A 23,950-nucleotide genomic window follows, 5' to 3' on the forward strand; every position below is an offset into this window, starting at 1 on the left:
GCAGTGAGTTCTTGATGATGCGTGTAACAGCCGGAATACAACGATTCCAATGCTGCCTGGCAACTGAACCTCCATGGCCCGAAGCGATGCATCCTTGAAAAACTCAGGTGGGACTATAGCCAGCAGGGGGTACCGCATGATCCCTCTAAAGTGTGATTTGCATCACCGACCCGTCTGCCACAGACCTTTCGCCATGTCGGCGAGGGCCGACGCGGCAAGGATGGCTGAAAATCGGCAAATCACAAGTGAAGGCGCCAGATAGAGCATTGCCGTGCCCGAACGGGCACGGCGAAGGGGGTCAGAGTGTAGACAGGAACGTGCTGTTGTTAGCCTGCCATTCAATGATGTCAACGCGGATACGTTTCTTGTCGAGTTTGCCGACACTGGTCTTGGGAATTTCCGTAACAACGGCGATCTGACTCGGAATCGCCCACTTGCTCAAGTGCCCCAACTCCACGAACGGCTTGAGATGTTCCTTCAGCTCGCGGGCACCCATCACATGGCCCTCACGCATGACCAGCAAGGCAAACGGGCGCTCGCCCCACTGCGGATCGGCGATACCCACCACCGCTACTTCGCGTACCGCCGGATGACGGCTGACCAGGTCTTCGAGGGCCAGGGACGAGATCCACTCACCGCCGGTCTTGATCACATCCTTGATGCGGTCGCGGATATCAATCACCCCAAAGGCATCCAGCGTGGCCACGTCACCGGTGTGCATCCAACCGCCCGCCCACAGCTCGGCGCCCTTTTGCGGCTCCTTGAAATACCCTTCGGTCAGCCACGGTGCGCGCAACACCAGCTCGCCCTGGGACTCGCCATCGGCCGGCAGGAAACGGCCCTCGGCGTCGATGATCGCGGCGTCGACCAACGGCCCCGGTACGCCGGCCTTGATGCGATAGGTAATGCGTTCGTCGTCGCTGCCGGCCAGCAGCTCCTCATTGAGGTGCGCACAGGACACCAGCGGCCCGGTCTCGGACATGCCGTACGCGGCGGTCAGTTGAATCCCACGGGCCTTGGAAGCTTCGTACAGCGAACGATTCAGCGCACTGCCACCGATGACGATTTTCCAGCCGGCAAAATCCACCCCTTGAGCGGCCTTGGTGTTGAGCACCATCTGCAGGATGGTCGGCACGCAATGGGAGAACGTGACCTTTTCCTTGCGCCACAGCTCCACCAGCAATTGCGGGTCGTAGCGGCCGGGGTAGACCTGCTTGAGGCCAAGCATGGTGGCCACATACGGCAAGCCCCAGGCGTGCACGTGGAACATCGGCGTGATCGGCATGTACACGTCGTTGGTGCCCAGCAACCGCACGCTGTCGACGCTGCCCATGATGGTCGCCACCCCGATGGTGTGCAGCACCAGTTGGCGATGGGTGAAATACACACCCTTGGGGTTACCGGTGGTGCCGGTGGTGTAGAACGTGGTGGCGACGGAGTGCTCGTCGAAATCCTGAAAGTCGTAGTCGGGGCTGGCGGCGGCCAGCAGGGTTTCGTACTCGCCGACCAAGTCGGGCAACTCGGCGGTTTTGGCTTCGCCATCGGTGAGCAGCAGCGTTTTGTCCACCGTGGTGAGCTGCCCGGCGATGGCTTGATAGAGCCCGACGAACTCGCTGTTGACCAGCACGAACCGGTCCTCGGCATGGTTCATGGTGTACAGGATCTGTTCCGGCGACAGGCGCACGTTGATGGTGTGGATCACTGCGCCGATCATCGGGATGGCGAACATGCATTCCAGATAGCGATGGCTGTCCCAATCCATCACCGCCACCGTGTCACCGGCCTTCACACCCGCCTCGGTCAACACATTGGCCAGACGCGCGACGCGCTCGATCAGGGTTGGGTAGGTGTAGCGCAATTGGTCACGGTAAACGATTTCCCGGGTCTTCTCGTAACGGGTGCCTGACATTAACAGGCGCTTGATCAACAGCGGGTATTGGTACGCACCTTCGGCGGGCGGGATAACACGGGTCTGCAACATACGAATCCCTTTTTATGACTGCACGGTCTTGGCTTGAAGACCTGCACTGTAGAGACGTTGTGTTGGCGCTAAATCAGCCAAAGGAATGATTTGCAGACCTCAGCAAATGCTAGCTTTGCGCCAGCATTTGCACAGAACCTGAGCCTGTCCACGTGGGTGGGCCAGTGTTATTTCATGCTGGTAAACGCCAGCTTCACACCAATGGCAATCAGCACAGCGCCCATGGTCCGATCGAACCAATGGCCCATGCGCGCGAAGCCGGCGCGAACGCGTTGCTGGCTGAACAGCATCGCCACCAGGCAGAACCAAAGCGCCGTCGCCACCGCCAGGTACACGCCATAGCCGGCCTGCACCGCCAACGGCGTGTGCGGATTGATCACCACGGTGAACAACGAGAGAAAGAACAACGTGGCCTTGGGGTTCAAGCCATTGGTCACGAAACCGGCGGTGAAGGCGCCGCGCGGGGTGCGCTCGCCCGCTTCGCGGTGCAGTTCGCCCTCGGCGGCGGGTTTGGCCGGTTGCGCGCGCAGGGCCTTGAAGCCGATGTACAGCAGGTAGGCAGCCGCGGCCCACTTGAGCGCGTTGAACAGCACGATGGACTGAGACACGATCAGACCGATCCCCAGCAACGAATAACCCACATGCAGGAAAATCGCCGAGCCCACGCCCAGGGCCGTCCAGGTGCCGGCGCGGCGACCGTGGGTCACGCTCTCGCGCACCACCACGGCGAAGTCCGGGCCGGGGCTGGCCACGGCCAACAAGTGAATCAAGGCAACGGTCAAGAACTCGGCGAGGTACATGCGCACTCCAGTAAGTAACTGATTATTTCATCTGATAGGCTCGGCAGATTACGCCTTCGAACCCTGTCGCAAAAGGTACAGTTGATGACGAACAATCGCCGCGCCGTCTTCCTTGATCACCCGTCCCTCGACCTTGGAGATCTCGACCTCAGCCACTTGCGAAACAGCTTCAGTGAGTTGCAGCTGTTTTCGGACACAACGCCGCACAATCTGCTGGAGCGCCTGCAGGGTGCCCAGGTAGTCATCAGCAACAAGATCGCGCTCACCGCACCGACACTGGCGGCCTGTCCCGAACTCAAGCTGATTCTGGTATCGGCCACCGGCACCAACAACGTCGACCTCCAAGCCGCCCGCGCCCATGGCATCACCGTAAGCAACTGCCAGGGCTATGGCACACCGTCGGTGGCGCAGCACACGCTGATGCTGCTGCTTAACCTGGCGACGCGGTTGAAGGACTACCAGCAGGATGTGGCCGCCGGCAAATGGCAGGAGGCCAAGCAGTTCTGCCTGCTGGACCATCCGATCATCGAACTGCAAGGCAAAACCCTCGGCCTGCTGGGGCACGGCGAACTGGGCAGCGCCGTGGCGCGCCTGGCCGAGGCCTTTGGCATGCGCGTGGTGCTGGGCGCGATTCCAGGGCGCCCTGCACGCGCCGATCGCGTGCCGCTGGATGAGCTGTTGACACAGGTCGACGCGCTGACCCTGCACTGCCCGCTCAACGAGCACACCCGCGACTTGATCGGCGCCCGCGAATTGGCGCTGCTCAAACCCGGCGCACTGGTGGTCAACACCGCGCGTGGCGGCTTGATCAACGAACAGGCCCTGGCCGACGCGTTGCGCAGCGGGCACCTGGGCGGTGCGGCTACCGACGTATTGAGCGTGGAGCCGCCGGTCGATGGCAATCCGCTGTTGGCCGGCGATATCCCGCGCTTGATCGTCACCCCGCATAACGCCTGGGGCAGCCGCGAAGCGCGCCAGCGTATCGTCGGCCAACTGGCGGAAAACGCGCGGGGCTTTTTCAGCGGCGCCCCGCTGCGGGTTGTGAGTTGATAAACTGCGCCCCTTTTCAAGGAGCAGACCATGGATCCGCGCAGTGAAGTACTGCTTCGCCAGGCCGAACTTTTTCAGGGCAACCTGCTGCTGGTGGGCCTGCCCGCCGACGACCTGCTGGGGCGCCTGCCCAATGCCCACGGTTGGTGCTGGCATGCCGGCGACCAGGCGGCGCTCGACGCGCGCTTCCCGCAGCGCAGCCAGTTTGGGGTGAATGCGCCGGAGCGCGGGTTCGATGCGGCGGTGATTTTCCTGCCCAAGTCCAAGGACCTCACCGACTACCTGCTCAAGGCCGTGGCTGCGCGCCTGCCCGGCGCCGAACTGTTTCTGGTGGGTGAGAAAAAAGCCGGCATCGAAAGTGCCGCCAAGCAGATGATTGCCTTGGGCAAACCGCGCAAGCTCGACAACGCGCGACATTGCCAATTGTGGCAAGTCACCGTGGCCAATGCCCCGCAGGCGGTGGCATTGGAGAGCCTGGCACAGACGTTCGACGTACCGCTGGCCGAAGGGCCGTTGAAGGTGGTGAGCCTGCCGGGCGTGTTCAGCCACGGCCGCCTGGATCGCGGCACCGAGTTGTTGCTGGCGCATCTGGATAAATTGCCGAGCGGTCATCTGCTGGACTTTGGCTGTGGGGCTGGCGTACTGGGGGCCGCAATCAAACGCCGCTATCCGCATAACACTGTCACTCTGCTCGACGTGGATGCTTTCGCCGCCGCCAGCAGCCGCCTGACCCTGGCCGCCAACGGCCTGGAAGCCGAGGTGCTGACCGGCGATGGCATCGACGCCGCGCCGATGGGGCTGAATGCGATCCTGAGCAACCCGCCATTCCATGTGGGCGTGCATACCGATTATTTCGCTACCGAGAATTTGCTGCGAAAAGCAGCGAAACACCTGGCAAAAGGTGGCGAACTTCGGCTGGTGGCTAACAGTTTCCTGAAGTACCAGCCACTGATCGAAGAACATCTGGGCGTATGCGCAATCAAGGCCGAGGGCAATGGATTTCGCATCTATCGCGCCAAGCGCGGTTGATCGAGGTTTGAAAAAGAACGCTTGCCCAATGGCATTTGCCTAGGCAGAATCCGCTCCGTCCTAGGGGAGTAGTCTCCCACGAGCGCCACGCTCGTCCGGCATACGTCAACATACTTGGTCAGCAGACCATGGCGTATGCGACCCAGGAGTCCGCACAGACGGACCGGGGTTTGACAAGACCTATGACACGCACACCTTACCCGGGGCGGGAAGGCTGTACGTGTCATAGCCGTGTCGACCCGCCCCTGGAAACCTACCTGATGCTGGATTCATTGCTCGTCCCCACCGCAATCGTTGCCCTGGCCGAAATCGGCGACAAGACGCAACTGCTCGCGCTCATCCTGGCCGCTCGCTTTCGCAAACCCTGGCCGATCATCGCCGGCATCGTCGCCGCCACCCTGGCCAACCACGCAGCCGCAGGTGCCGTGGGCGCCTGGTTCGGCAGTTTCTTCTCGGACGCGGTGCTGCATTGGATCCTCGCGGCCAGCTTCTGCGCCACCGCGCTATGGACCCTGGTGCCGGACAAACTCGACGATGACGAAGCCAGCACTTCCCGCAAGTTCGGGCCTTTCGTGACCACGCTGATTGCGTTCTTCCTGGCTGAAATCGGCGACAAGACCCAGATCGCCACCGTGATGCTCGCCGCGCAATACCCGGAGCTGTGGCTGGTAATTATCGGTACTACCCTGGGCATGCTGATTGCCAACGTGCCGGTGGTGCTGGCGGGGAATTTTGCCGCAGAGAAACTGCCGCTGACCTTGATTCGCCGACTCGCCGCCTCGGCATTTTTCATCCTGGCGATCGTGGCGGTGTACAAGGCCATGCAGAGCAGCGGCTGGATCTAGGGATCCTAAGCCTGCAAAGCAATCCAATGTGGTATGGGCTTGCCCCCTCCCACATTGGATCTTCATCAGGCTTTTAGGACTTCTTAGCCTGCTGGTAGAGCGGCATGACCTTGGGAATGGCTGCCTGCAGCGAGGCGATGCGGCTGTCAGAGGCCGGGTGAGTGCTCATGAACTCCGGCGGAGCGCCTTCGGACGCCTTGGCCATCTTGTTCCACAGCGTGATCGCGGCGTTCGGGTTGTAGCCGGCGCGAGCGGCCAGCTCCAGGCCAATCAGGTCCGCTTCGTTTTCGTTACTGCGGCTGTTGGGCAAGGTCATGCCGTAGTTGGCCACGGTGTCTGCCAGTGCCAGGCTGTCCTGCCCCAGGCCGAACAGCGCGCCGGCGCCTTGCTTGGCCATTTCGATGCCGTAGGCCTTGGACATGGCTTCGCGGCCATGCTCGCGCAGGGCGTGGGCGATCTCATGGCCCATTACCGCCGCCAGTTCGTCATCGCTAAGCTTGAGATTGTCGATCAGCGCGCTGTATACGAAGATCTTGCCGCCAGGCCCGCAGTTGGCGTTCATCTCGTCGCTCTTGATCAGGTTCACTTCCCAGTTCCACTGCGCCGCATCCGGGCGGAAAGTAGGCGCCTGGGCGATCAGACGCTTGGCGATGGCCTGCACGCGCTTGGCGTTGGCGCTGGTCTTGTCCAACTGGCCCTTGCTGCTGGCTTCGCCCAGGGTCTGCTGGTAGGACTGGGCATACATCTGGTCGACTTCCTGGCTCGACAGCATGCTGAACATGTACTGCTTGCGCTCAACGCCGACGGCGCCGCCGCTGGTGGTGTTGACCGATTGACACCCGGCCAGCAGGACCGCTGCCGCCATTACACTGACCGCCAGTGATTTCTTCATCAATACACTCTCCCTGAAAAGACGACCTGAAAACATGGCGCGTATCGTAGGCGCTCGCGTGTATCGGCGCTAGATACACCAGACGTGTAACCGCTGAATTTCGGATACATCTCACATCTGCGGCTACGGCAGCGACCATTCCATTTGCGACAACCGACGGCCTTTTGAGCAGCAATCACTCATGCCCTGCGCGCCTGCGGCCGATACATAAAGGCAGCCCGTCTCTTCTGCGCTTGGAGTGCTCATGAAATTCAAGTCAATTCAGTTTTCCGTCGCCGCGCTGACCGGGGCCATTGTGCTGACCGTGGTCGCGGTGCTGGTGGCCTATGCCGTCTTCGCGGGTGCGCGCACCCAGGAGATGGTGCAGCAGCGCACCCAGGCGCAGTTCGAGCAGATCGTGGAGCAGCGCCTGACCGCCCTCGCGCAGACCCAGGCGACCCTGATCCAGCGGGAGCTGGAGGCGCCGCTGGTAACCGCCAAAAGCCTGGCCACCGCCAACGCCCTGCTCGCCATGAAAGACGCCAAAGGCGAACCCGCGTTGCAGGTCGGCCGTGAACAACTGATCAACCTGCTGCATGAAACGGTGGTGCGCAACCCGAAAATCCTCGGCGCCTACATCGGCTGGGAACCCAACGCGATCGATCATAACGACGCCGCCTACGTGAACAGCCCCATCGTCGGCATGGGCGCCGACGGCCGCTTTATTCCGTGGTGGTACCGCAACGCCGATGGCAGCCTGGGCTTGGATAAACTCGCGGACGTGGCCGACCAGAAAATGCTCTCCACCGGCGTGCGCGCCAGCGAATACTACCTGTGCTCCAAGGAAAGCCAGAAACCCTGCGCCATTGACCCCGCCCCTTACAAGGTCGGCGACGTCATGGTGATGCTGGCGTCGTTTATCGAACCGATCATGGTCGACGGCAGGTTCCAGGGCATCGTCGGCGCCGATCTGTCGGTGAACTTCATTCAGGACATGCTCACCAGCGCCGACCGAGCCCTCTACGGCGGCGCCGGCGAACTGGCGCTGATCTCCAGCAACGGCCGCCTGGTGGCTTACACCAAGGACGCCGGCAAGCTCGGCGAAAAGGCCAGCGACCTGCTCGACGCCAGCGAACTGGCCGGCCTCAGCCAGCTCAAACCCGGCGAAGTGCGCTACACCATTGACCGTGAGCATGGGCATATCGAGTTGTTCCTGCCCTTCGGTATCGGCCAGACCGACGCGCGCTGGACCCTGATGATGCAACTGCCATTGGCGGCGGTGATGGCCGACGCGCAGACACTGCAAAGCGACCTGCAGGCCCAGCGCGAGACCGACACTGTCGGCATGGCGATTGTGGGCCTGGTGGTGGCCGGGCTCGGGCTGCTGGTGATCTGGCTGGTGGGCCACGGTATCGCCCGCCCGCTCAAGCAGATGGTGGCCATGCTCAACGACATCGCTCAAGGCGAAGGCGACCTGACCCGCCGCCTGACAAGCGACCGCGCCGACGAACTGGGCGCAATCGCCAGCGGTTTCAATACGTTCCTGATCAAGTTGCAGGGCATGATTACCCAGGTGGTGAGTTCGGTGCAGAAAGTCAGCGATTCATCGGAGCACACCGCCGATATTGCGATTCGCACCAACCAGGGCGTGCATAAGCAGATGGTGGAAATCGACCAGGTCGCCACCGCCGTGCACGAGATGACCGCCACTGCGCAGGATGTTGCGCGCAACGCCACCCAGGCCGCGCAAGCCGCCAGCCACGCCGACCAGGCCGCCAGCCAGGGCATGCGCATTGTGCGCGACACCTCGGCGTCCATCGGCGTACTGGCCGAGGAAATCGGCAAGGCCGTGGCGGTGGTGCAAACGCTGGCCAAGGACAGCGAAAACATCAATGCCATCCTTACCGCCATTCGCGGGATTGCCGAACAGACCAACCTGCTGGCGCTGAACGCCGCCATCGAAGCCGCACGGGCGGGCGAGCAAGGCCGAGGCTTCGCGGTGGTCGCCGACGAGGTGCGCAACCTGGCGCAGAAAACCCAACAGGCCACCGAAGAAATCCAGAGCATGATCCAGCAGTTGCAACAGGGCACGCGGGAAGTGGTGCGGGTGATGGAGGACAGTCAGAACCGCACCGACGAAAGCGTGCAACACGCGGCCAAGGCGGCCGAAGCGCTGGAGACCATTACCCAGGCTGTGTCGGTGATCAACGACATGAACACTCAGATCGCCAGTGCGGCCGAGGAGCAGAGCGCGGTAGCCGAGGACATCAATCGCAACGTGATCAATATCGGCCAGGTGGCCAATGAAGTGGCGGGCGGCGCGGACGAATCCAGCGCGGCCAGCGCGGACTTGACCAAACTGGCGGAGCAGCAGCGGCGGTTGATCAATCAGTTCAAGGTGTAGGGCGCGTCGACAGGCTCATGCCGGGGTCAGGCACTCCGGCCCATTGAGTTTGGGATCGTTGATCAGGTTGGCCAGGACCCGCTCGCGCAACGCGCTCGGTTCGCTGGCCAGCAATGCCTGCAACACGGGCAGCGGCGTGTCAGGGTTGAGCCAGGCCGCCTGCCCGGCCGCATCCAGGATCAATGGCCGGCGCTGACTTTGCGCGGCCTGCGTCACCACCGCCGTACTCAGCCACACCTGTTCCTGCACCGGATAAGCTTCCCAGATCGCGGCAAAAAACACGCTGGAGCCCTCCCCCGGTGTCAGCCAGTAGGGGCGCTTGCGCTGCGTGCCGCGCCATTCGTAAAAGCCATTGGCCGGCAGCAGGCAACGGCGCTGACGAAAGGCTTCGCGGAACATCGGTTGCTCGGCCAGGGTTTCGGCGCGGGCATGGGCCGGGGTGCGGGACATATCGGTGAGCCAGGGCGGCGTCAGCCCCCAACGGGCGCGGGCCAGAGTGAGCTGCTCGCCTTCCAGGCGCTGGATCAGTACCGAGTCATTCGGGGAGATATTCCACTGGGCCTGCTGGTCGGCCGGAAAGCCCGGCAAGGCAGCGAAGGCAGGATTCCAGCGAAACAGGGCATAACGTCCACACATGGGGCAACACGACTCTTGGGTAAACCGGCCGACAGCCTAACAGACCAGCACGTCGGGGAAGCTGTCGGGTTCATCGCCGGGCATCGGTTGCGCGCCGATATAGGCCGTGATCAGTTCGCGCGCCTGGAGCGCTTGGTCGTTATCCACTTCCAGTCCCAGCAGGCCGAAGATCGGCAATTCGCCGGTGCCGCCCAGTAAGTGTCGACCCACCAGGTGCGCCTCGATGCCCTCGCTGGCGAGCATCTGTTGCAGCAACTCGCCTTCCATCAGGTTTTCGGGTTCATAGATTCGCTGCATGGGCGTACCTGTTATTCGTTCTCGGCGCGGGTTTCGAGCATCCACTCTTCACCATGCACCTGCAGATTGAAACTGATCGGCCTGCAGCATACCTGGCAGTCTTCTATGTAGGTCTGGTCGCCGCCGGACAGATCCACCGACGTCTCGACCGACTCGCCACAATAAGGGCAATCGTACAGCGCAGATTCCAGCATGGCAGCCTCCAAGGTGACTTGTGCGTATAATCGCCGGTCTATTTACAGGGCTATTCTCGGCCGGACCCATTCCCCGGACCGCACCCTGGCATTTCCTTTACTTACCCTACCCGTTTCTAACAAGAGAGCATGATGGGCGAATTCGATACCATCCGACCTTACAACGACAGCGAAGTCCCGGCGGTGCTGGCGCGGCTGTTCAGTGACAAGGCCTTTCTGGACATCCTGACCCACTTCCGCTTTCCACGCTTTGCCGGCACCCTGGGCTGGCTGCTCAAGCCGATGATCGCCCGCAAACTGCGCCGTGAGTTCGCCGGCGTCACTACCGTGGCGACGCTGCAGGATAAAGTCGAGTATTACGTCGACCACACCATCGACCGGGCGACCGACGGCGTGACCTACACCGGCGTCGAGCAGCTCAAATCGGGCACCGCCTACCTGTTTCTGGCCAACCACCGCGATATTGTGATGGACCCGGCCTTCGTCAACTACGCCGTGTACCACGCCGGCCTGCCGACGCCGCGCATCGCCATCGGCGACAACCTGCTGCAAAAGCCGTTCGTCAGCGACCTGATGCGCTTGAACAAGAGCTTCATCGTGCACCGCTCCATCACCGGGCGAAAGGAAAAGATGGCGGCGTTCAACCTGCTGTCGGCTTACATCAATCATTCGATCCGCAACGACGGGCAGTCGATCTGGATTGCCCAGGCTGAAGGCCGTGCCAAGGATGGCGACGATCGCACCGAATCGGCGATCCTCAAGATGTTCCACGTCAGCCGCAAGGACGAGCCGTTCGCCGAAGTGATCCAGTCGCTGAACCTGACGCCGGTGTCCATCAGCTACGAATACGACCCCTGCGATGCGGCCAAGGCGCGCGAGTTGTATATCCGCGCCACCACCGGCACCTACTGCAAGGCGCCAGGCGAGGATGACGTGAGCATTGCGCTGGGCATCACCGGCTACAAGGGCCGGGTGCACATCAACTTCGCGCCGCCGATTACCGAGCGATTCGAAGACACCAAGGTACTGGCGGTGGAAATGGATCGGCAGATTCTCGGCGGCTATCGCCTGTTCCCGGTGCACTACCTGGCGTATTCGCAGTGGAGTGATGCCGACCCGCAGCTGGCGGTGCCGAGGGCCGAGGACCTGTTTCCTGCCGACGAACTGGCCAAGGCGAAGACCGAATGGGCGCGTCGCTTGAATGAGTGCCCCGCCGAACACCGGCCATTCCTGGTGGTGCAATATGCAACGCCGGTGCGCAATCAGTATCGGGTCAAGGCTGGGATCCCGCTCTAAACACTTACTTTGCGGTGTTCTAAAGGTGCGTGCTGATCCAGGAGGTCAGCAGTGCCAGCCCAAGGCAGGCGAGCCCGATGCGGTAGGCCTGCCGGTGCGCCCGCTCGGTGCGCACATCCAGAAACAGCATTGGCTGGTCGATTGCGCGTTCTTCGCTTTGCGCGGTCAGCTTGGCCATGGCGCGGCGCTCGCGCAGGCGGGTGACGAACAACAGCGCGGCGCCTGTGCAGGCGACAGCCAGCGCAACAGCGTTAATCAGTAGTGCGGGCAGTGCCATCGCAAACCTCGGTGAAACGTTGCCTGGGTAACCGTTTGGATACAACCTCACGCGCACCTCGCCGGCTGCGCCTGTAGGGTCGCGCCCCATGGACGGCTAATCTATCCAGTAATTCAGTGCGTCACCTGAACGTCACCTTAACAGTCCACTCTGTTGCCCTTCGAACGCTCAGGAGCTTGCCATGCTGCACGCACAAAACCAGGACCGGCTGTATCTGATCGCCCAAAGCGACGAACAGGAGGCGCTGATCGACAGCCTGGCGTTCAACGTTCAGGACCGTCATTGGCTGGTGTATTGCGCCCTCGGCGGACACCAACACGCGGACTTGCCGGAGACCGATCAGCTGACCGGCGTCAGCCTGCTGGACTTTTTTATCGACACGGCAGCCTGAAAGCGCAGGCGAAAAAAAACCGGGCCAGTTGAGCCTAATGCCAGTCAGTTAAGGAGGAACACTGTAACTGTGGTGAGCGGGCTTGCCCCGCGTTGGGCTGCGCAGCAGCCCCAATAGGAGCGTCGCAGTATGCCAGGCAGCTCCGGGACTATGTTTTGGGGCTGCTTCGCAGCCCAACGCGGGGCAAGCCCGCTCGCCACAGGTTACTGGTTGCCCGTTCCGTCTCTTAACTGACCGGCATTGGGCCAGTTGAGCCCGGTTTTTCGTGACGCGCTTATTGCGAGCTGAGCAACTGACCGATGCTTGGGTCCTTGAACAGACGAGTCAAGGCATCACTCAGGACGTCGCTGACCAGCTTGGTGTTGGTCTCCTGGTTGGGCGACATGCCAAAACGCTGGTTGAGCGAGGCCGCATAACGGCCGCTGTAGCGGCGGGTGCCGGCGTTGACGTCGGACTTGAAGGTGGCGCCGATGGAAGCCTCGGTCACATACAGGCCTTCCTTGGGCGACTGGTATTTCAACTCAGCCAGGGTAACGGTCAACTGCGGCACGCCCGGCGAGTTGGATGGGGTAAAGCCCAGCAGACGCACGGCCGCCTCGGCCTGGGCCTGCAGCTTGGGCAGCACATCCTGGGCATTGACCGAAATCAGCGCGGTCTCCGGGTACAGGCCACCACGAGAACCCAAGGTCGGCGACGGACGGCCGTCCACCACCCGCACCGACACCGGTTGGCCATGGCCCACCGGCGCCAACTGCGTGGTGAGTTTCGGTTGCGGACTGAGTTGTTGCGGGCTGTTGGCGCAGCCAACCAGGGCCAGCGTGGTCACAGTGATCAAACCGAACAACAGGCGTTGCAACATGCGCTTCTCTCCAGAAAAGTCAGGTACCGACAGGCCGCCAGTATAACGGGGGGTCATCGCAGGGAACCAGCGTCAGTTACAACCTATGACTCGCGGCATTATGCGCGGTTCGCTGTCACTCACGTGTCACAGCCGATACATCGCTCCGTCATCCCGCACCGGCATGCTTGGCCTCAATCACAGGAGGCTGATCGCCATGCAATTTCTCTGGTCGTTGTTTACCCGCAAGCCCGCGCTTCGTCAGTTTGCGCTGCTCGATCTGCAAGGTCGCTGCCAGGCGTTCAAAGAGTGCAGCCAGCCACCGGTGGGCGAAGGCTGGGTGGAAATCGAGGAAATTCGTCTGAGCTGGATGCATCGCCCCTTGCCGGCCCACGCCCGTGTCAGCCCACGCGTGGAGCGGGGGTCACGCCGGCCGGCGTTGGCCGCCTGACCAAATGTCTAATAAAAGTCATAAAACACGCCCATTTCCCTGACGTTCTTCGCTACAATCTCCCCCCGATTATAAGGACGTCTCCTGATCGGGCCTCGCAGCACCGTTAATGCCTCGGTATTAACCCCAGCAATCGCCCACAGAGAGCCGCCCACACAGATCCTGTGAAGCTGGCGCGCTTGCTGTTTGCTCTGCAAACCACCCGTCTTTACCGAATCTGCCAGAGCTGCCATTGCGCTCGGCCACTTGAGTTGTTTGCCCGTTCTGCCGCGTGTCGACGCAGAGCTGCGGGCCAGGTGCCAGGCTGGGGCAGCCCTTTTTTGAGGTTCACGTCTTCAAAAGAGCGTGAAAAAAACGGGTTTTCACAACTTCACAAGAGTGTGGCGAGCAAATGAATAGTTTGGCGTTTGTACAAGCACCATCAGCGTCTGGAACAGCCCAACCGCACAGGACCGAGTGCTCCTCGACAACCGGAGCTTGAGCCTGTCCGCTACGGATTGATTGCACGCATCGCACGCTTTGACCATAAGTCGAATTGCCACAGCCGCCCATGAATGCGTTCATAGGCAGATCAGGCCAGGCAGCAAGCGTGTGCTGACGTTGCAAAGAATTGCGAAACGGACATGGCGATCCTGGCCATGGGTAACCTGGGGCAACACGTGAACCGCCCCGTCACTCCTGGCAGCCATGCCGTCAATTTGGTGCTGCAGATTTTGGAGACGCGTTAAATGGCGCATAACGAAGCAGTCGACGTTGTATTGGTAGGGGCCGGCATCATGAGTGCCACCCTGGCCGTACTGCTCAAGGAGCTCGACCCCGGCCTCAAGCTGGAAGTCGTTGAGCTGATGGATTCGGGTGCCGCGGAAAGTTCCAACCCGTGGAACAACGCCGGTACCGGCCACGCCGGCCTGTGTGAATTGAACTACACACCCCAGGCCGCCGATGGCTCCATCGACATCAAGAAAGCCGTGCACATCAACACCCAGTTCGAGGTGTCGAAGCAGTTCTGGGCGTACCTGACCAAAAAGGGCACCTTCGGCTCATCCAAATCCTTTATCAGCCCGGTGCCGCACCTGAGCTTCGTGCAAGGCGAGAAAGGCGTCGAGTTCCTCAAGAAACGCTTTGAGACCCTGCGCCAGCACCATGCGTTTTCGGACATGCACTACACCGAAGACCGCAGCGAGATGGCCGAGTGGATGCCGCTGATGATGCCGGGCCGCCCGCTCGACGAAAAAATCGCCGCTACCCGCGTCATGAACGGCACCGACGTCAACTTCGGCGCCCTGACCAATCAGTTGCTCAACCACCTCACCAGCTCGGCCGATGCCCAGGTCAAGTACTGCAAGCGCGTCACCGGCCTCAAGCGCAACGGTGCCGGCTGGACCGTGAGCATCAAGGACGTCAACAGCGGCAACAGTCGTGAAGTGGACGCCAAGTTCGTGTTCCTCGGGGCCGGCGGTGCGGCCCTGCCGCTGCTGCAGGCCTCGGGTATCGAAGAAAGCAAAGGTTTTGGCGGTTTCCCGGTCAGTGGCCAGTGGCTGCGTTGCGACAACCCCGAAGTGGTCAAGCATCACCAGGCCAAGGTCTACAGCCAGGCCGCCGTGGGTTCGCCGCCGATGTCGGTGCCGCACCTGGACACCCGCGTGGTGGATGGCAAGAAGTCGCTGCTGTTCGGGCCTTACGCCGGGTTTACCACCAAGTTCCTCAAGCACGGTTCATTCCTCGATCTGCCGCTGTCGGTGCGCGCCGGCAACATCGGCCCGATGCTGGCCGTAGCCCGCGACAATATGGACCTGACCAAGTACCTGGTCAGCGAAGTGATGCAGTCCATGGAGCAGCGCCTGGAATCCTTGCGCCGTTTCTACCCGGAGGCGAAAGCCGAGGACTGGCGCCTGGAAGTGGCCGGCCAGCGTGTGCAAATCATCAAGAAAGACCCGAAAAAAGGCGGCGTGCTGCAATTCGGCACCGAGCTGGTCGCGGCCAAGGACGGTACGCTGGCAGCGCTGCTGGGCGCCTCCCCAGGCGCGTCGGTGACTGTGTCGATCATGCTGGAACTGATCGAGCGCTGCTTCCCGGCCAAGGCCAGCGGCGAATGGGCAGCCAAGCTGCACGAGATCTTCCCGGCGCGCGAAAAAGTGCTGGAGACCGACGCCGAGCTGTATCGCAGGATCAACGCGCAGAACAACATCAGCCTGGAACTGGTTGAGCAGAGCAACGAGGCCGAGAGCTTCGCCTAAGGCATTGCTGCAATAAAAAACGCCCCGCTCTCATGATGAGAACGGGGCGTTTTTTTTGCGCGACGCAATCAGCCGCGGGCTTTATCGATCAATTCGATGTACTCGGCGGCATTGCGCTGGTCCTTGATCAGGTCGACGAAGGTCTGGCCGTGCTCGTCTTTGCCATCCAGATCCAGGCCGGCTTCCTTGAAGAACCCCAGGAACCGCTCGAAGTCGTCGATACGCAGGCCACGGTAAGCCTTGATCAGTTTGTGCAGGGACGGTGAAGTGGCGTCGACCGGTTCGAAGTTCAGGAACAACTTGATCTGATCGTCGCCGATCTCATCACCAATCACCTGTTTCTTATCTTTACGCATTACCGACTCCAGCCTGCAGACATTTACACGGGGTTTGAAGTCTACCTGCGCAACGCAGGCTTCGAAAGCGCTGCTGGCCCCATGTGACAGGGCGGCCCGGCACTGCCGTTCAATCGAACTGGGCAAGCATCCAGCGTTGATACTCGGCGACGCCGGCATCGCCCTCCCGGGGCGCCCAGTGCGCGAGCTCACCCTCGCCGACCGGTCGATAGGGCCCGGCCTTGCATTCGAACATCACGGTGTCGGGCTGCAGCACCACCAGACCATGGAACACCCCCGGCTGCAGATCGACGCCGGCGCATTCGCTGCCGGCCTGCATCACGCGCCTGGCGATCACTTCGCCGTTGTCGTTGAACACCAGCAGGCCCAGACGGCCCTGGAGCACAAGCAGGGTTTCCGCCTTGTCCGCGCTGAGATGGCGGTGAGGTGGCACGTAGGTGCCGGGTTGCAGGCCCACCGCCATGCGATGGCAAGGCTCATCCATGTCATGGAAGTTATGATGATGCCGCCCACGGGGGCTGGCGGCCGCTTTCTCGGCCAGTTCGGTGAACAGTGTCTGATCCAGAAAGCGGGCCATGCGTTACATCCCTTTGACGGCGTAGATACCATTGGCGTTGCGCCAGTAGCCTTTGTAATCCATACCGTAACCGAAAATATAGCGGTCGATGCACGGCAGGCCGACGAAATCGGCTTTCAACTCGGGACGGGCCTTGCGGTCGTGGTCCTTGTCGATCAGTACGGCGGTGTGCACTTTACGTGCGCCGGCGTGTTTGCAGAAGTCGATAATCGCACCCAGGGTGTGACCTTCATCGAGGATATCGTCGATGATCAGCACGTCACGATCGATGAACGAGACTTCCGGCTTGGCCTTCCAGAACAGGTCGCCGCCGCTGGTTTCATTGCGATAGCGGGTAGCGTGCAGGTAAGACGCTTCCAGTGGGAAGTGCAGATGAGTCAGCAGCTTGCCGGCGAAGATCAGGCCGCCGTTCATCACACAGAACACCACCGGGTTGGTGTCGGCCATTTCGCGAGTGATGTGTGCGCCGACCTTGGCGATCGCTTCTTCGACTTGCGCTTCGGTGTACAGGCAGTCAGCCTCGCGCATGATTTGACGGATATGCTCGAGATCAGCGGACATGGCGCTCTCCAAGGGGTGCTGTGGCAAGAAAAGCGGGCGAAGGTACGCTTCTCATGCGCTGCGGGCAAGCCTTAATGGACTAACGTACTAGATGTCTATAGGACAACACCCTCGGATAGATTAATCTAGGCCGGTTTTTTTGCCCGCCGCCGGAGCCTTTCCCATGCCCACTCGCGAGATCCGCCACCCGCTGATCCGACACAAACTCGGCCTTATGCGCCGCGCCGACATCAGCACGAAGAATTTCCGTGAGCTTGCTCAGGAAGTCGGAGCGCTGCTCACTTACGAAGCCACCAAGGATTTGCCACTGGAGAGCTACGAGATCCCAGGTTGGGCCGGTCCCGTCCAGGTCGAGAAGATCGCCGGTAAGAAAATCACCGTGGTCCCGATCCTGCGCGCCGGTATCGGCATGCTTGAAGGCGTGCTCAGCCTGATTCCGGGCGCCAAGGTCAGCGCCGTGGGCGTGGCCCGCAATGAAGAGACGCTGCAGGCTCACACCTACCTGGAAAAACTCGTTCCGGAAATCAATGAGCGCCTGGCGATGATCATCGACCCGATGCTCGCCACCGGCAGTTCCATGGTCGCCACCATCGACCTGCTGAAAAAGGCCGGTTGCAAGGACATCCGCGCCATGGTGCTGGTGGCCGCGCCCGAAGGCATCGCGGCCGTCGAGAGTGCGCACCCGGACGTGCAGATCTATACCGCCTCCATCGATGAACGTTTGAACGAACACGGTTACATCATCCCCGGCCTGGGCGATGCCGGTGACAAGATCTTCGGCACCAAGCAGAAGGACGCGTGAGCATGCAGGATGAATTCAACGACCCGCTTTGGCGCCAGATCCTGTCTGGCGCACAAATGCTCTTCGTGGCATTTGGCGCGCTGGTGTTGATGCCACTGATCACAGGTCTTGATCCAAACGTCGCGCTGTTCACCGCCGGCCTGGGCACGTTGTTGTTCCAGGTGGTGACCGGGCGACAGGTGCCAGTGTTCCTGGCATCGAGTTTTGCCTTCATCACCCCGATCATCCTCGCCAAGGGCCAGTTCGGCCTCGCGGCGACCATGGGCGGCGTGATGGCGGCCGGCTTCGTGTATACGTTCCTGGGCCTGGCGGTGAAGATCAAAGGCACCGGCTTTATCGACCGGCTGCTGCCGCCGGTGGTAATCGGGCCGGTGATCATCTCCATCGGCCTGGCCATGGCGCCGATCGCCGCAAACATGGCCATGGGCAAGTCCGGCGACGGTGCCGAGCTGATTCATTACCAGACGGCGATGATGATCTCGATGCCGGCGCTGCTGACCACGCTGATCGTGGCGGTATTCGGCAAGGGCATTTTTCGCCTGGTGCCGATTATCTCCGGCGTGCTGGTGGGGTTTGCCATGTCGTTCTACTTTGGCGTGGTCGATACCGCGAAGATCGCCGCCGCACCCTGGTTCGCTCTACCCCACTTCACCGCGCCGGAATTCAACTGGCAGGCGATCCTGTTTATCGTCCCGGTGGCCCTGGCCCCGGCGATCGAACATATCGGCGGTGTGATTGCAGTAGGCAGCGTGACCGGACGCGACTACCTGAAAAAGCCTGGCCTGCATCGCACCTTGCTGGGTGACGGCATCGCAACCACGGCCGCCGGCCTGTTTGGCGGCCCGCCGAACACCACCTACGCCGAAGTGACCGGCGCGGTGATGCTGACCAAGAACTACAACCCGAAAATCATGACCTGGGCGGCTATCTTTGCCATCAGCCTGGCATTTATCGGCAAATTCGGCGCACTGCTGCAAAGCATCCCGGTGCCGGTGATGGGCGGGATTCTGTGCCTGTTGTTCGGTTCGATTGCCGCCGTGGGCATGAACACCCTGATCCGCCACAAGATCGACCTGGGTGAGGCGCGCAATCTGGTGATTGTGTCGGTAACCCTGGTGTTCGGGATTGGCGGCGTGTTGGTCGGTACCGGCACCGGCCCGGATGACTTCGGCTTGAAGGGCATTGCCCTGTGTGCCGTGGTAGCGATTGGCTTGAACCTGTTGCTGCCGGGCAATGATGGCTGGAAGAACAAGAAACCGGATGAGCCGTTGATCTAACTGCCGACGCACCCACCAATGTGGGAGGGGCTTGCCCCCCTCCCACATTTGATTTCAGTGGATGTTAGAGCTCACCCAACCCATCGATCAACGCCTGGTTCTGCTCCGGCGTACCGATGCTGATCCGCAGGAACTGGGCAATCCGCGCCTGCTTGAAGTGGCGCACGATCACCCCTTGCTCGCGCAACTTGGCTGCCAGTCCGGCTGCATCGTGGCGTGGGTGGCGGGCAAAGATGAAATTGGCCGCTGACGGCAGCACCTCAAACCCCTTAGCTTCCAGCTGCACGACCAATTGGTGGCGGCTGTCGATCACCTGCTGACAGGTTTTCTCGAAGTATTCACGATCGTCGAACGCCGCCGCCGCGCCGACAATTGCCAGGCGATCCAGCGGATAGGAATTGAAGCTGTTCTTGACCCGCTCCAGCGCTTCGATCAGGTCCGGGTGGCCCACCGCCAGGCCTACGCGCAAACCGGCGAGTGAGCGCGATTTGGACAGGGTCTGGGTCACCAACAGGTTCGGGTAGCGGTCCACCAGGCTGATGGCGGTTTCGCCGCCAAAGTCGATATAGGCTTCATCCACCACTACCACCGAATCCGGGCTGGCCTTGAGGATCTGCTCCACCGCGTCCAGAGCCATTACACAACCGGTTGGCGCATTCGGGTTGGGGAAGATGATCCCGCCATTGGGTCTGGCGTAGTCCGCCGTGCGGATCTGAAACTGCTCGTCCAATGGCACCGGCGCCGACTGGATGCCGTAGAGGCCGCAGTACACCGGATAAAAGCTGTAGCTGATGTCCGGGAACAGCAGCGGCAGCTCGTGCTGGAACAGGCCGTGGAAGATGTGCGCCAGCACTTCGTCGGAGCCGTTGCCGAGGAACACTTTGCCAGCATCGATCGCGTAATACCTGGCCACGGCCTGTTTGAGCAGGTCGCTGTTGGGGTCCGGGTACAAACGCAGGTCATCGTTCAACTCGGCCTGCATGGCGGCCAACGCCTTGGGCGATGGGCCGTACGGGTTCTCGTTGGTGTTGAGCTTGACCAACTTGGTCAGCTTCGGTTGCTCGCCGGGTACGTAAGGCACCAGATCCTTGACGAAGGGACTCCAGAATTTGCTCATGTGTTATTTCCCCTCATCCAGGATTCGATACTCGGCGCTACGGGCGTGAGCGCTCAGGGACTCACCACGGGCCAGCACCGACGCGGTCTTGCCCAGCTCGGATGCGCCTTGTGGCGAGCAGAAGATGATTGACGAGCGCTTCTGGAAGTCATAAACCCCCAGCGGCGACGAAAATCGCGCGGTGCCGGAAGTCGGCAGCACGTGATTGGGGCCGGCACAGTAGTCACCCAAGGCTTCGCTGGTATGACGCCCCATGAAGATCGCACCGGCATGACGAATCGACGGCAGCCAGGCCTGTGGGTCGGCCACCGACAATTCCAGATGCTCCGGCGCGATGCGGTTGGCCACTTCAATGGCCTGTTCCATGTCCTGCACCAGAATCAGCGCGCCACGACCATTGATTGATTTCTCGATGATTTCGGCACGTTCCATGGTCGGCAACAACTTATCGATGCTGGCGGCGACCTTGTCGAGGAACTCGGCATCCGGGCTGACCAGGATCGCCTGGGCGTCTTCGTCATGCTCGGCCTGGGAGAACAGGTCCATGGCGATCCAATCCGGGTCGGTCTGGCCATCGCACACCACCAGGATCTCCGAAGGACCGGCAATCATATCGATACCGACCTGGCCAAATACATGGCGCTTGGCAGTGGCGACGTAGATGTTGCCGGGACCAACGACCTTGTCGACCTTCGGCACACTTTCGGTGCCATAAGCCAGCGCCGCAACCGCTTGGGCACCGCCGATGGTGAATACACGGTCGACACCGGCAATACAGGCAGCGGCCAGCACCAGCTCGTTGATTTCACCGCGCGGGGTGGGCACCACCATGACGACTTCAGTCACGCCCGCCACCTTGGCAGGAATCGCATTCATCAAAACGGACGACGGGTACGACGCCTTGCCACCCGGCACGTACAGGCCGGCACGATCCAGTGGCGTGACCTTCTGGCCCAGCACCGTGCCGTCGGCTTCGGTGTAGCTCCAGGAGTCCTGTTTTTGTTGCTCGTGGTAGCTGCGCACTCGCGCCGCCGCCACTTCGAGGGCTTCGCGCTGCGGCACGGTAATGCGGGTCAGCGCCAGCTCCAGGCGTTCACGCGGCAGGATCAGGTCGGCCATGGACTGCACGTCGAGACCGTCGAACTGACGGGTGAAATCCACCAGCGCCGCGTCACCGCGCGCGCGCACCGCCTTGATGATGTCGAGCACCCGCTGGTTGACCGAGTCGTCGGACACGCTTTCCCAGCTCAGCAAATGATCCAGATGATGGGCGAAATCCGGGTCGGCAGCGTTGAGTCGGGCAATTGCAGTGGACGTGGTCATAGCGAGGGCCTCATAGGATTGGCAAAAACTCAGGCGCCCTAAACTACCGTTCGCTCCGCTTGGGCACCTGAGAATTCTGGCTATGAGGCGGATAGACGGGCGCAGCCTATGGCCGCGCGGGTGAGTCAACCGCGGTGTCGAGACTCCACTGCCTTGCGCAGGGTGTCGATCAACGCCTGGATTCGGGCGTGCTGCATCTTCATTGATGCCTTGTTGACGATCAGGCGGGAGCTGATGTCAGCGATGAAATCCTGTGGTTCGAGACCGTTGGCACGCAGGGTGTTGCCGGTATCGACCACGTCGATGATCTTGTCGGCCAGGCCGATCAGTGGCGCCAGCTCCATGGAGCCGTAGAGTTTGATGATGTCGACCTGACGGCCTTGCTCGGCGTAGTAGCGCTTGGCGACGTTGACGAACTTGGTGGCCACACGCAGGCGGCCCTTGGGTTCAACGTCACCGACGCGGCCGGCGGTCATCAACTTGCACAGGGCAATACGCAGGTCCAGCGGTTCGTACAAGCCCTGGCCACCATATTCCATCAGCACGTCCTTGCCGGCGACGCCAAGGTCGGCCGCGCCATGTTCAACATAGGTCGGCACGTCGGTGGCCCGCACGATCAACAGACGAACGTCGTCCTGGGTGGTGGGAATGATCAGCTTGCGGCTCTTGTCCGGATTCTCGGTCGGCACGATGCCCGCTTCAGCCAGAAGCGGCAAAGTGTCGTCAAGGATGCGGCCCTTGGACAGTGCGATGGTCAACATGGGAAACGTCAATCCTTCATCAGGCTATTGCTGCCTGGTCGCAAACGGCGCCAGACACAGATCGAGGCCATGACAGCCTCGATTTGGAACACATTCAGCATACCGCGAACTGACACCGTCTGTGGTGAGCGGGCTTGCGCGGTGCGGGGTTGAGTAGCGACCCCAAAGCGGGGACTGCTGCGCAGTCCAGCGCGGGGCAAGCCCGCTCACCACAGCAAGCTCGTTCACCACAGCAAGCCCGCTCACCACAGCAAGCTCGCTCACCACAGTGACGGTGTTTTCAGCTCCAGGACTAGCCCGGTACGCGGCGGATTTTCGCGCCGAGCATCTGCAGTTTTTCCTCGATGCACTCGTAACCACGGTCTATGTGGTAGATGCGATCGATCAAGGTGTCACCGTCCGCACACAACGCGGAGATCACCAGGCTGGCCGATGCGCGCAGGTCGGTGGCCATGACTGGCGCGCCCTTGAGCTTGTCGATACCGGTCACGATGGCAGTGTTGCCTTCAACCTGGATCTTCGCGCCCATGCGGTGCAGCTCGTAAACATGCATGAAACGGTTTTCGAAGATGGTCTCGATCACGGCACCGGTGCCTTCGGCAATCGCGTTCAAGGAAATGAACTGCGCCTGCATGTCGGTCGGGAACGCCGGGTACGGAGCGGTACGCACATTGACGGCTTTTGGCCGCTTGCCGTGCATGTCCAGTTCGATCCAGTCTTCGCCGCAGGTGATTTCGGCACCGGCTTCGCGGAGTTTTTCCAGGACCGCTTCCAGGATGGTCGGATCGGTATCCTTGACCTTGACGCGACCACCGGTGACGGCGGCGGCAACCAGGTAGGTGCCGGTCTCGATCCGGTCAGGCATGACCTTGTAGGTTGCGGTGTGCAGACGCTCTACGCCATCAATGGTGATGGTGTCGGTGCCGGCGCCGGAAACCTTCGCACCCATGGCGTTCAGGAAGTTGGCCAGGTCGACCACTTCCGGCTCGCGCGCGGCGTTTTGCAGGACGCTGCGACCGTTGGCCAGGGCAGCGGCCATCATGATGTTCTCGGTACCGGTCACGCTGACGGTATCGAAGAAGAAGCTCGCGCCACGCAGGCCGCCTTCCGGCGCCTTGGCCTTAATGTAGCCGCCTTCGACGTCGATGATCGCGCCCATGGCTTCCAGGCCACGAATGTGCAGGTCTACCGGACGCGAACCGATGGCGCAACCGCCAGGCAGTGCCACTTCGGCTTCGCCGAAACGGGCAACCATCGGGCCCAGTACCAGGATCGACGCACGCATGGTTTTCACCAGCTCGTACGGTGCGATCAGGGTCTTGATGGTACGCGGGTCGATTTCGACAGCGAGTTTCTCGTCGATCACCGGCTCGATGCCCATGCGACCGAACAGCTCGATCATGGTGGTGATGTCATGCAGGTGCGGCAGGTTGGCCACGGTGACCGGGCCATCGCACAGCAGGGTCGCTGCCAGGATCGGCAAGGCGGAGTTTTTCGCACCGGAAATGCGGATCTCGCCATCAAGGCGGGCACCGCCGGTAATAATCAATTTATCCATAAGAATCTCGACGCCTTGGGG

Annotated in this window: 25 protein-coding genes, 1 pseudogene and 1 riboswitch; of the genes and pseudogenes, 11 read left to right on the top strand and 15 right to left on the bottom strand. The window is 61.4% G+C overall.

The genetic code is table 11. The features are described from left to right. Positions 1-298 precede the first annotated feature (298 nt). Both OSC50_RS19760 and OSC50_RS19765 read right to left on the bottom strand, forming a co-directional pair. Entirely contained in the window at positions 299-1,981 is a 1,683-nt protein-coding gene (locus OSC50_RS19760; protein WP_181078582.1) for a fatty acid--CoA ligase, read from the bottom strand. A gap of 167 nt (positions 1,982-2,148) precedes the next feature. Then, positions 2,149-2,781 carry a LysE family translocator gene (locus OSC50_RS19765; protein WP_034095946.1) on the bottom strand — a complete coding sequence of 211 codons (633 nt, stop codon included), beginning with the start codon at positions 2,779-2,781 and terminating at the stop codon, positions 2,149-2,151. An 84-nt stretch (positions 2,782-2,865) separates the two neighbouring features. Here OSC50_RS19765 and OSC50_RS19770 point away from each other — a divergent pair, with 84 nt between their 5' ends. The 3 genes from OSC50_RS19770 (at position 2,866) to OSC50_RS19780 (ending at position 5,705) form a co-directional block, all read left to right on the top strand. Further along, on the top strand, positions 2,866-3,831 hold the full coding sequence (locus OSC50_RS19770) for a 2-hydroxyacid dehydrogenase (protein WP_266247951.1): 966 nt from the start codon (positions 2,866-2,868) through the stop codon (positions 3,829-3,831). A 30-nt stretch (positions 3,832-3,861) separates the two neighbouring features. Then, complete coding sequence (locus tag OSC50_RS19775; protein WP_181078588.1) at positions 3,862-4,860, top strand: methyltransferase; 999 nt, start codon at positions 3,862-3,864, stop codon at positions 4,858-4,860. A 50-nt stretch (positions 4,861-4,910) separates the two neighbouring features. Beyond that, positions 4,911-5,032: riboswitch (yybP-ykoY riboswitch) on the top strand. Positions 5,033-5,120: 88 nt separating this feature from the next. Further along, entirely contained in the window at positions 5,121-5,705 is a 585-nt protein-coding gene (locus OSC50_RS19780) for a TMEM165/GDT1 family protein (protein WP_181078622.1), read from the top strand. Between the two features lie 73 nt (positions 5,706-5,778). On the opposite strand, the gene OSC50_RS19785 is transcribed toward OSC50_RS19780, so the two are convergent. Further along, positions 5,779-6,597, bottom strand: a complete 819-nt coding sequence (locus OSC50_RS19785; RefSeq protein WP_181078590.1) for a M48 family metallopeptidase — start codon at positions 6,595-6,597, stop codon at positions 5,779-5,781. Positions 6,598-7,921: 1,324 nt separating this feature from the next. On the opposite strand from OSC50_RS19785, the pseudogene OSC50_RS26270 reads away from it, so the two are divergent. Then, positions 7,922-8,122: pseudogene (locus OSC50_RS26270) on the top strand (HAMP domain-containing protein); the annotation flags it as partial. A gap of 114 nt (positions 8,123-8,236) precedes the next feature. Then, a complete protein-coding gene (locus OSC50_RS26275; RefSeq protein WP_375139329.1) occupies positions 8,237-8,980 on the top strand; it encodes a methyl-accepting chemotaxis protein in 744 nt (247 codons plus the stop codon). A gap of 15 nt (positions 8,981-8,995) precedes the next feature. Here OSC50_RS26275 and OSC50_RS19795 read toward each other — a convergent pair whose 3' ends face one another. The 3 genes from OSC50_RS19795 to OSC50_RS19805 are packed head-to-tail and all read right to left on the bottom strand — an operon-like array spanning position 8,996 to position 10,107. Next, positions 8,996-9,616 (bottom strand): SOS response-associated peptidase, encoded by a 621-nt coding sequence (locus OSC50_RS19795; RefSeq protein WP_266247946.1) that lies wholly within the window; start codon positions 9,614-9,616, stop codon positions 8,996-8,998. Between the two features lie 36 nt (positions 9,617-9,652). Continuing rightward, entirely contained in the window at positions 9,653-9,913 is a 261-nt protein-coding gene (locus OSC50_RS19800) for a putative signal transducing protein (RefSeq protein WP_253510501.1), read from the bottom strand. An 11-nt stretch (positions 9,914-9,924) separates the two neighbouring features. Further along, entirely contained in the window at positions 9,925-10,107 is a 183-nt protein-coding gene (locus OSC50_RS19805) for a CPXCG motif-containing cysteine-rich protein (protein ID WP_253510499.1), read from the bottom strand. 132 nt (positions 10,108-10,239) lie between these two features. On the opposite strand from OSC50_RS19805, the gene OSC50_RS19810 reads away from it, so the two are divergent. After that, positions 10,240-11,403, top strand: coding sequence for a 1-acyl-sn-glycerol-3-phosphate acyltransferase (locus OSC50_RS19810; RefSeq protein ID WP_181078600.1), 1,164 nt, complete (start codon positions 10,240-10,242; stop codon positions 11,401-11,403). Positions 11,404-11,422: 19 nt separating this feature from the next. On the opposite strand, the gene OSC50_RS19815 is transcribed toward OSC50_RS19810, so the two are convergent. After that, positions 11,423-11,680 carry a hypothetical protein gene (locus tag OSC50_RS19815; RefSeq protein ID WP_253510495.1) on the bottom strand — a complete coding sequence of 86 codons (258 nt, stop codon included), beginning with the start codon at positions 11,678-11,680 and terminating at the stop codon, positions 11,423-11,425. Between the two features lie 181 nt (positions 11,681-11,861). On the opposite strand from OSC50_RS19815, the gene OSC50_RS19820 reads away from it, so the two are divergent. Beyond that, positions 11,862-12,071 carry a hypothetical protein gene (locus OSC50_RS19820; protein WP_181078604.1) on the top strand — a complete coding sequence of 70 codons (210 nt, stop codon included), beginning with the start codon at positions 11,862-11,864 and terminating at the stop codon, positions 12,069-12,071. Positions 12,072-12,345: 274 nt separating this feature from the next. Here the strand turns inward: OSC50_RS19820 and OSC50_RS19825 are convergent, their stop codons facing one another. Next, positions 12,346-12,930, bottom strand: coding sequence for a YajG family lipoprotein (locus OSC50_RS19825; protein ID WP_181080650.1), 585 nt, complete (start codon positions 12,928-12,930; stop codon positions 12,346-12,348). 196 nt (positions 12,931-13,126) lie between these two features. On the opposite strand from OSC50_RS19825, the gene OSC50_RS19830 reads away from it, so the two are divergent. Both OSC50_RS19830 and mqo read left to right on the top strand, forming a co-directional pair. Further along, the gene (locus tag OSC50_RS19830; RefSeq protein WP_266246001.1) at positions 13,127-13,360 is read left to right on the top strand and encodes a hypothetical protein; all 234 of its coding nucleotides are present in this window, start codon (positions 13,127-13,129) and stop codon (positions 13,358-13,360) included. A 728-nt stretch (positions 13,361-14,088) separates the two neighbouring features. Beyond that, positions 14,089-15,597, top strand: a complete 1,509-nt coding sequence (mqo, locus tag OSC50_RS19835) for a malate dehydrogenase (quinone) (RefSeq protein WP_181080648.1) — start codon at positions 14,089-14,091, stop codon at positions 15,595-15,597. Positions 15,598-15,665: 68 nt separating this feature from the next. Here mqo and OSC50_RS19840 read toward each other — a convergent pair whose 3' ends face one another. From OSC50_RS19840 to OSC50_RS19850, 3 genes are all read right to left on the bottom strand, one after another. Next, complete coding sequence (locus tag OSC50_RS19840; RefSeq protein ID WP_124403101.1) at positions 15,666-15,953, bottom strand: PA4642 family protein; 288 nt, start codon at positions 15,951-15,953, stop codon at positions 15,666-15,668. Between the two features lie 109 nt (positions 15,954-16,062). Then, complete coding sequence (locus OSC50_RS19845; protein WP_181080646.1) at positions 16,063-16,530, bottom strand: WbuC family cupin fold metalloprotein; 468 nt, start codon at positions 16,528-16,530, stop codon at positions 16,063-16,065. 3 nt (positions 16,531-16,533) lie between these two features. Beyond that, on the bottom strand, positions 16,534-17,091 hold the full coding sequence (locus OSC50_RS19850) for a hypoxanthine-guanine phosphoribosyltransferase (RefSeq protein WP_181080645.1): 558 nt from the start codon (positions 17,089-17,091) through the stop codon (positions 16,534-16,536). A 163-nt stretch (positions 17,092-17,254) separates the two neighbouring features. Here OSC50_RS19850 and upp point away from each other — a divergent pair, with 163 nt between their 5' ends. Both upp and OSC50_RS19860 read left to right on the top strand, forming a co-directional pair. Continuing rightward, on the top strand, positions 17,255-17,893 hold the full coding sequence (upp, locus tag OSC50_RS19855; RefSeq protein WP_181080644.1) for a uracil phosphoribosyltransferase: 639 nt from the start codon (positions 17,255-17,257) through the stop codon (positions 17,891-17,893). Positions 17,894-17,895: 2 nt separating this feature from the next. Beyond that, a complete protein-coding gene (locus OSC50_RS19860) occupies positions 17,896-19,170 on the top strand; it encodes a uracil-xanthine permease family protein (RefSeq protein WP_034095928.1) in 1,275 nt (424 codons plus the stop codon). Between the two features lie 64 nt (positions 19,171-19,234). On the opposite strand, the gene hisC is transcribed toward OSC50_RS19860, so the two are convergent. The 4 genes from hisC to murA form a co-directional block, all read right to left on the bottom strand. Continuing rightward, positions 19,235-20,287: a histidinol-phosphate transaminase gene (gene hisC / locus OSC50_RS19865; protein WP_253510489.1), complete on the bottom strand. Its 1,053-nt coding sequence runs from the start codon at positions 20,285-20,287 to the stop codon at positions 19,235-19,237. Between the two features lie 3 nt (positions 20,288-20,290). After that, positions 20,291-21,610 carry a histidinol dehydrogenase gene (hisD, locus tag OSC50_RS19870; RefSeq protein ID WP_181080642.1) on the bottom strand — a complete coding sequence of 440 codons (1,320 nt, stop codon included), beginning with the start codon at positions 21,608-21,610 and terminating at the stop codon, positions 20,291-20,293. Positions 21,611-21,735: 125 nt separating this feature from the next. After that, the gene (hisG, locus tag OSC50_RS19875) at positions 21,736-22,371 is read right to left on the bottom strand and encodes an ATP phosphoribosyltransferase (RefSeq protein WP_003188599.1); all 636 of its coding nucleotides are present in this window, start codon (positions 22,369-22,371) and stop codon (positions 21,736-21,738) included. A gap of 292 nt (positions 22,372-22,663) precedes the next feature. Then, on the bottom strand, positions 22,664-23,929 hold the full coding sequence (gene murA, locus OSC50_RS19880; protein ID WP_181080641.1) for a UDP-N-acetylglucosamine 1-carboxyvinyltransferase: 1,266 nt from the start codon (positions 23,927-23,929) through the stop codon (positions 22,664-22,666). Positions 23,930-23,950: the final 21 nt, after the last annotated feature.

It is taken from the genome of Pseudomonas quebecensis (assembly GCF_026410085.1).
GTDB lineage: Bacteria > Pseudomonadota > Gammaproteobacteria > Pseudomonadales > Pseudomonadaceae > Aquipseudomonas > Aquipseudomonas quebecensis.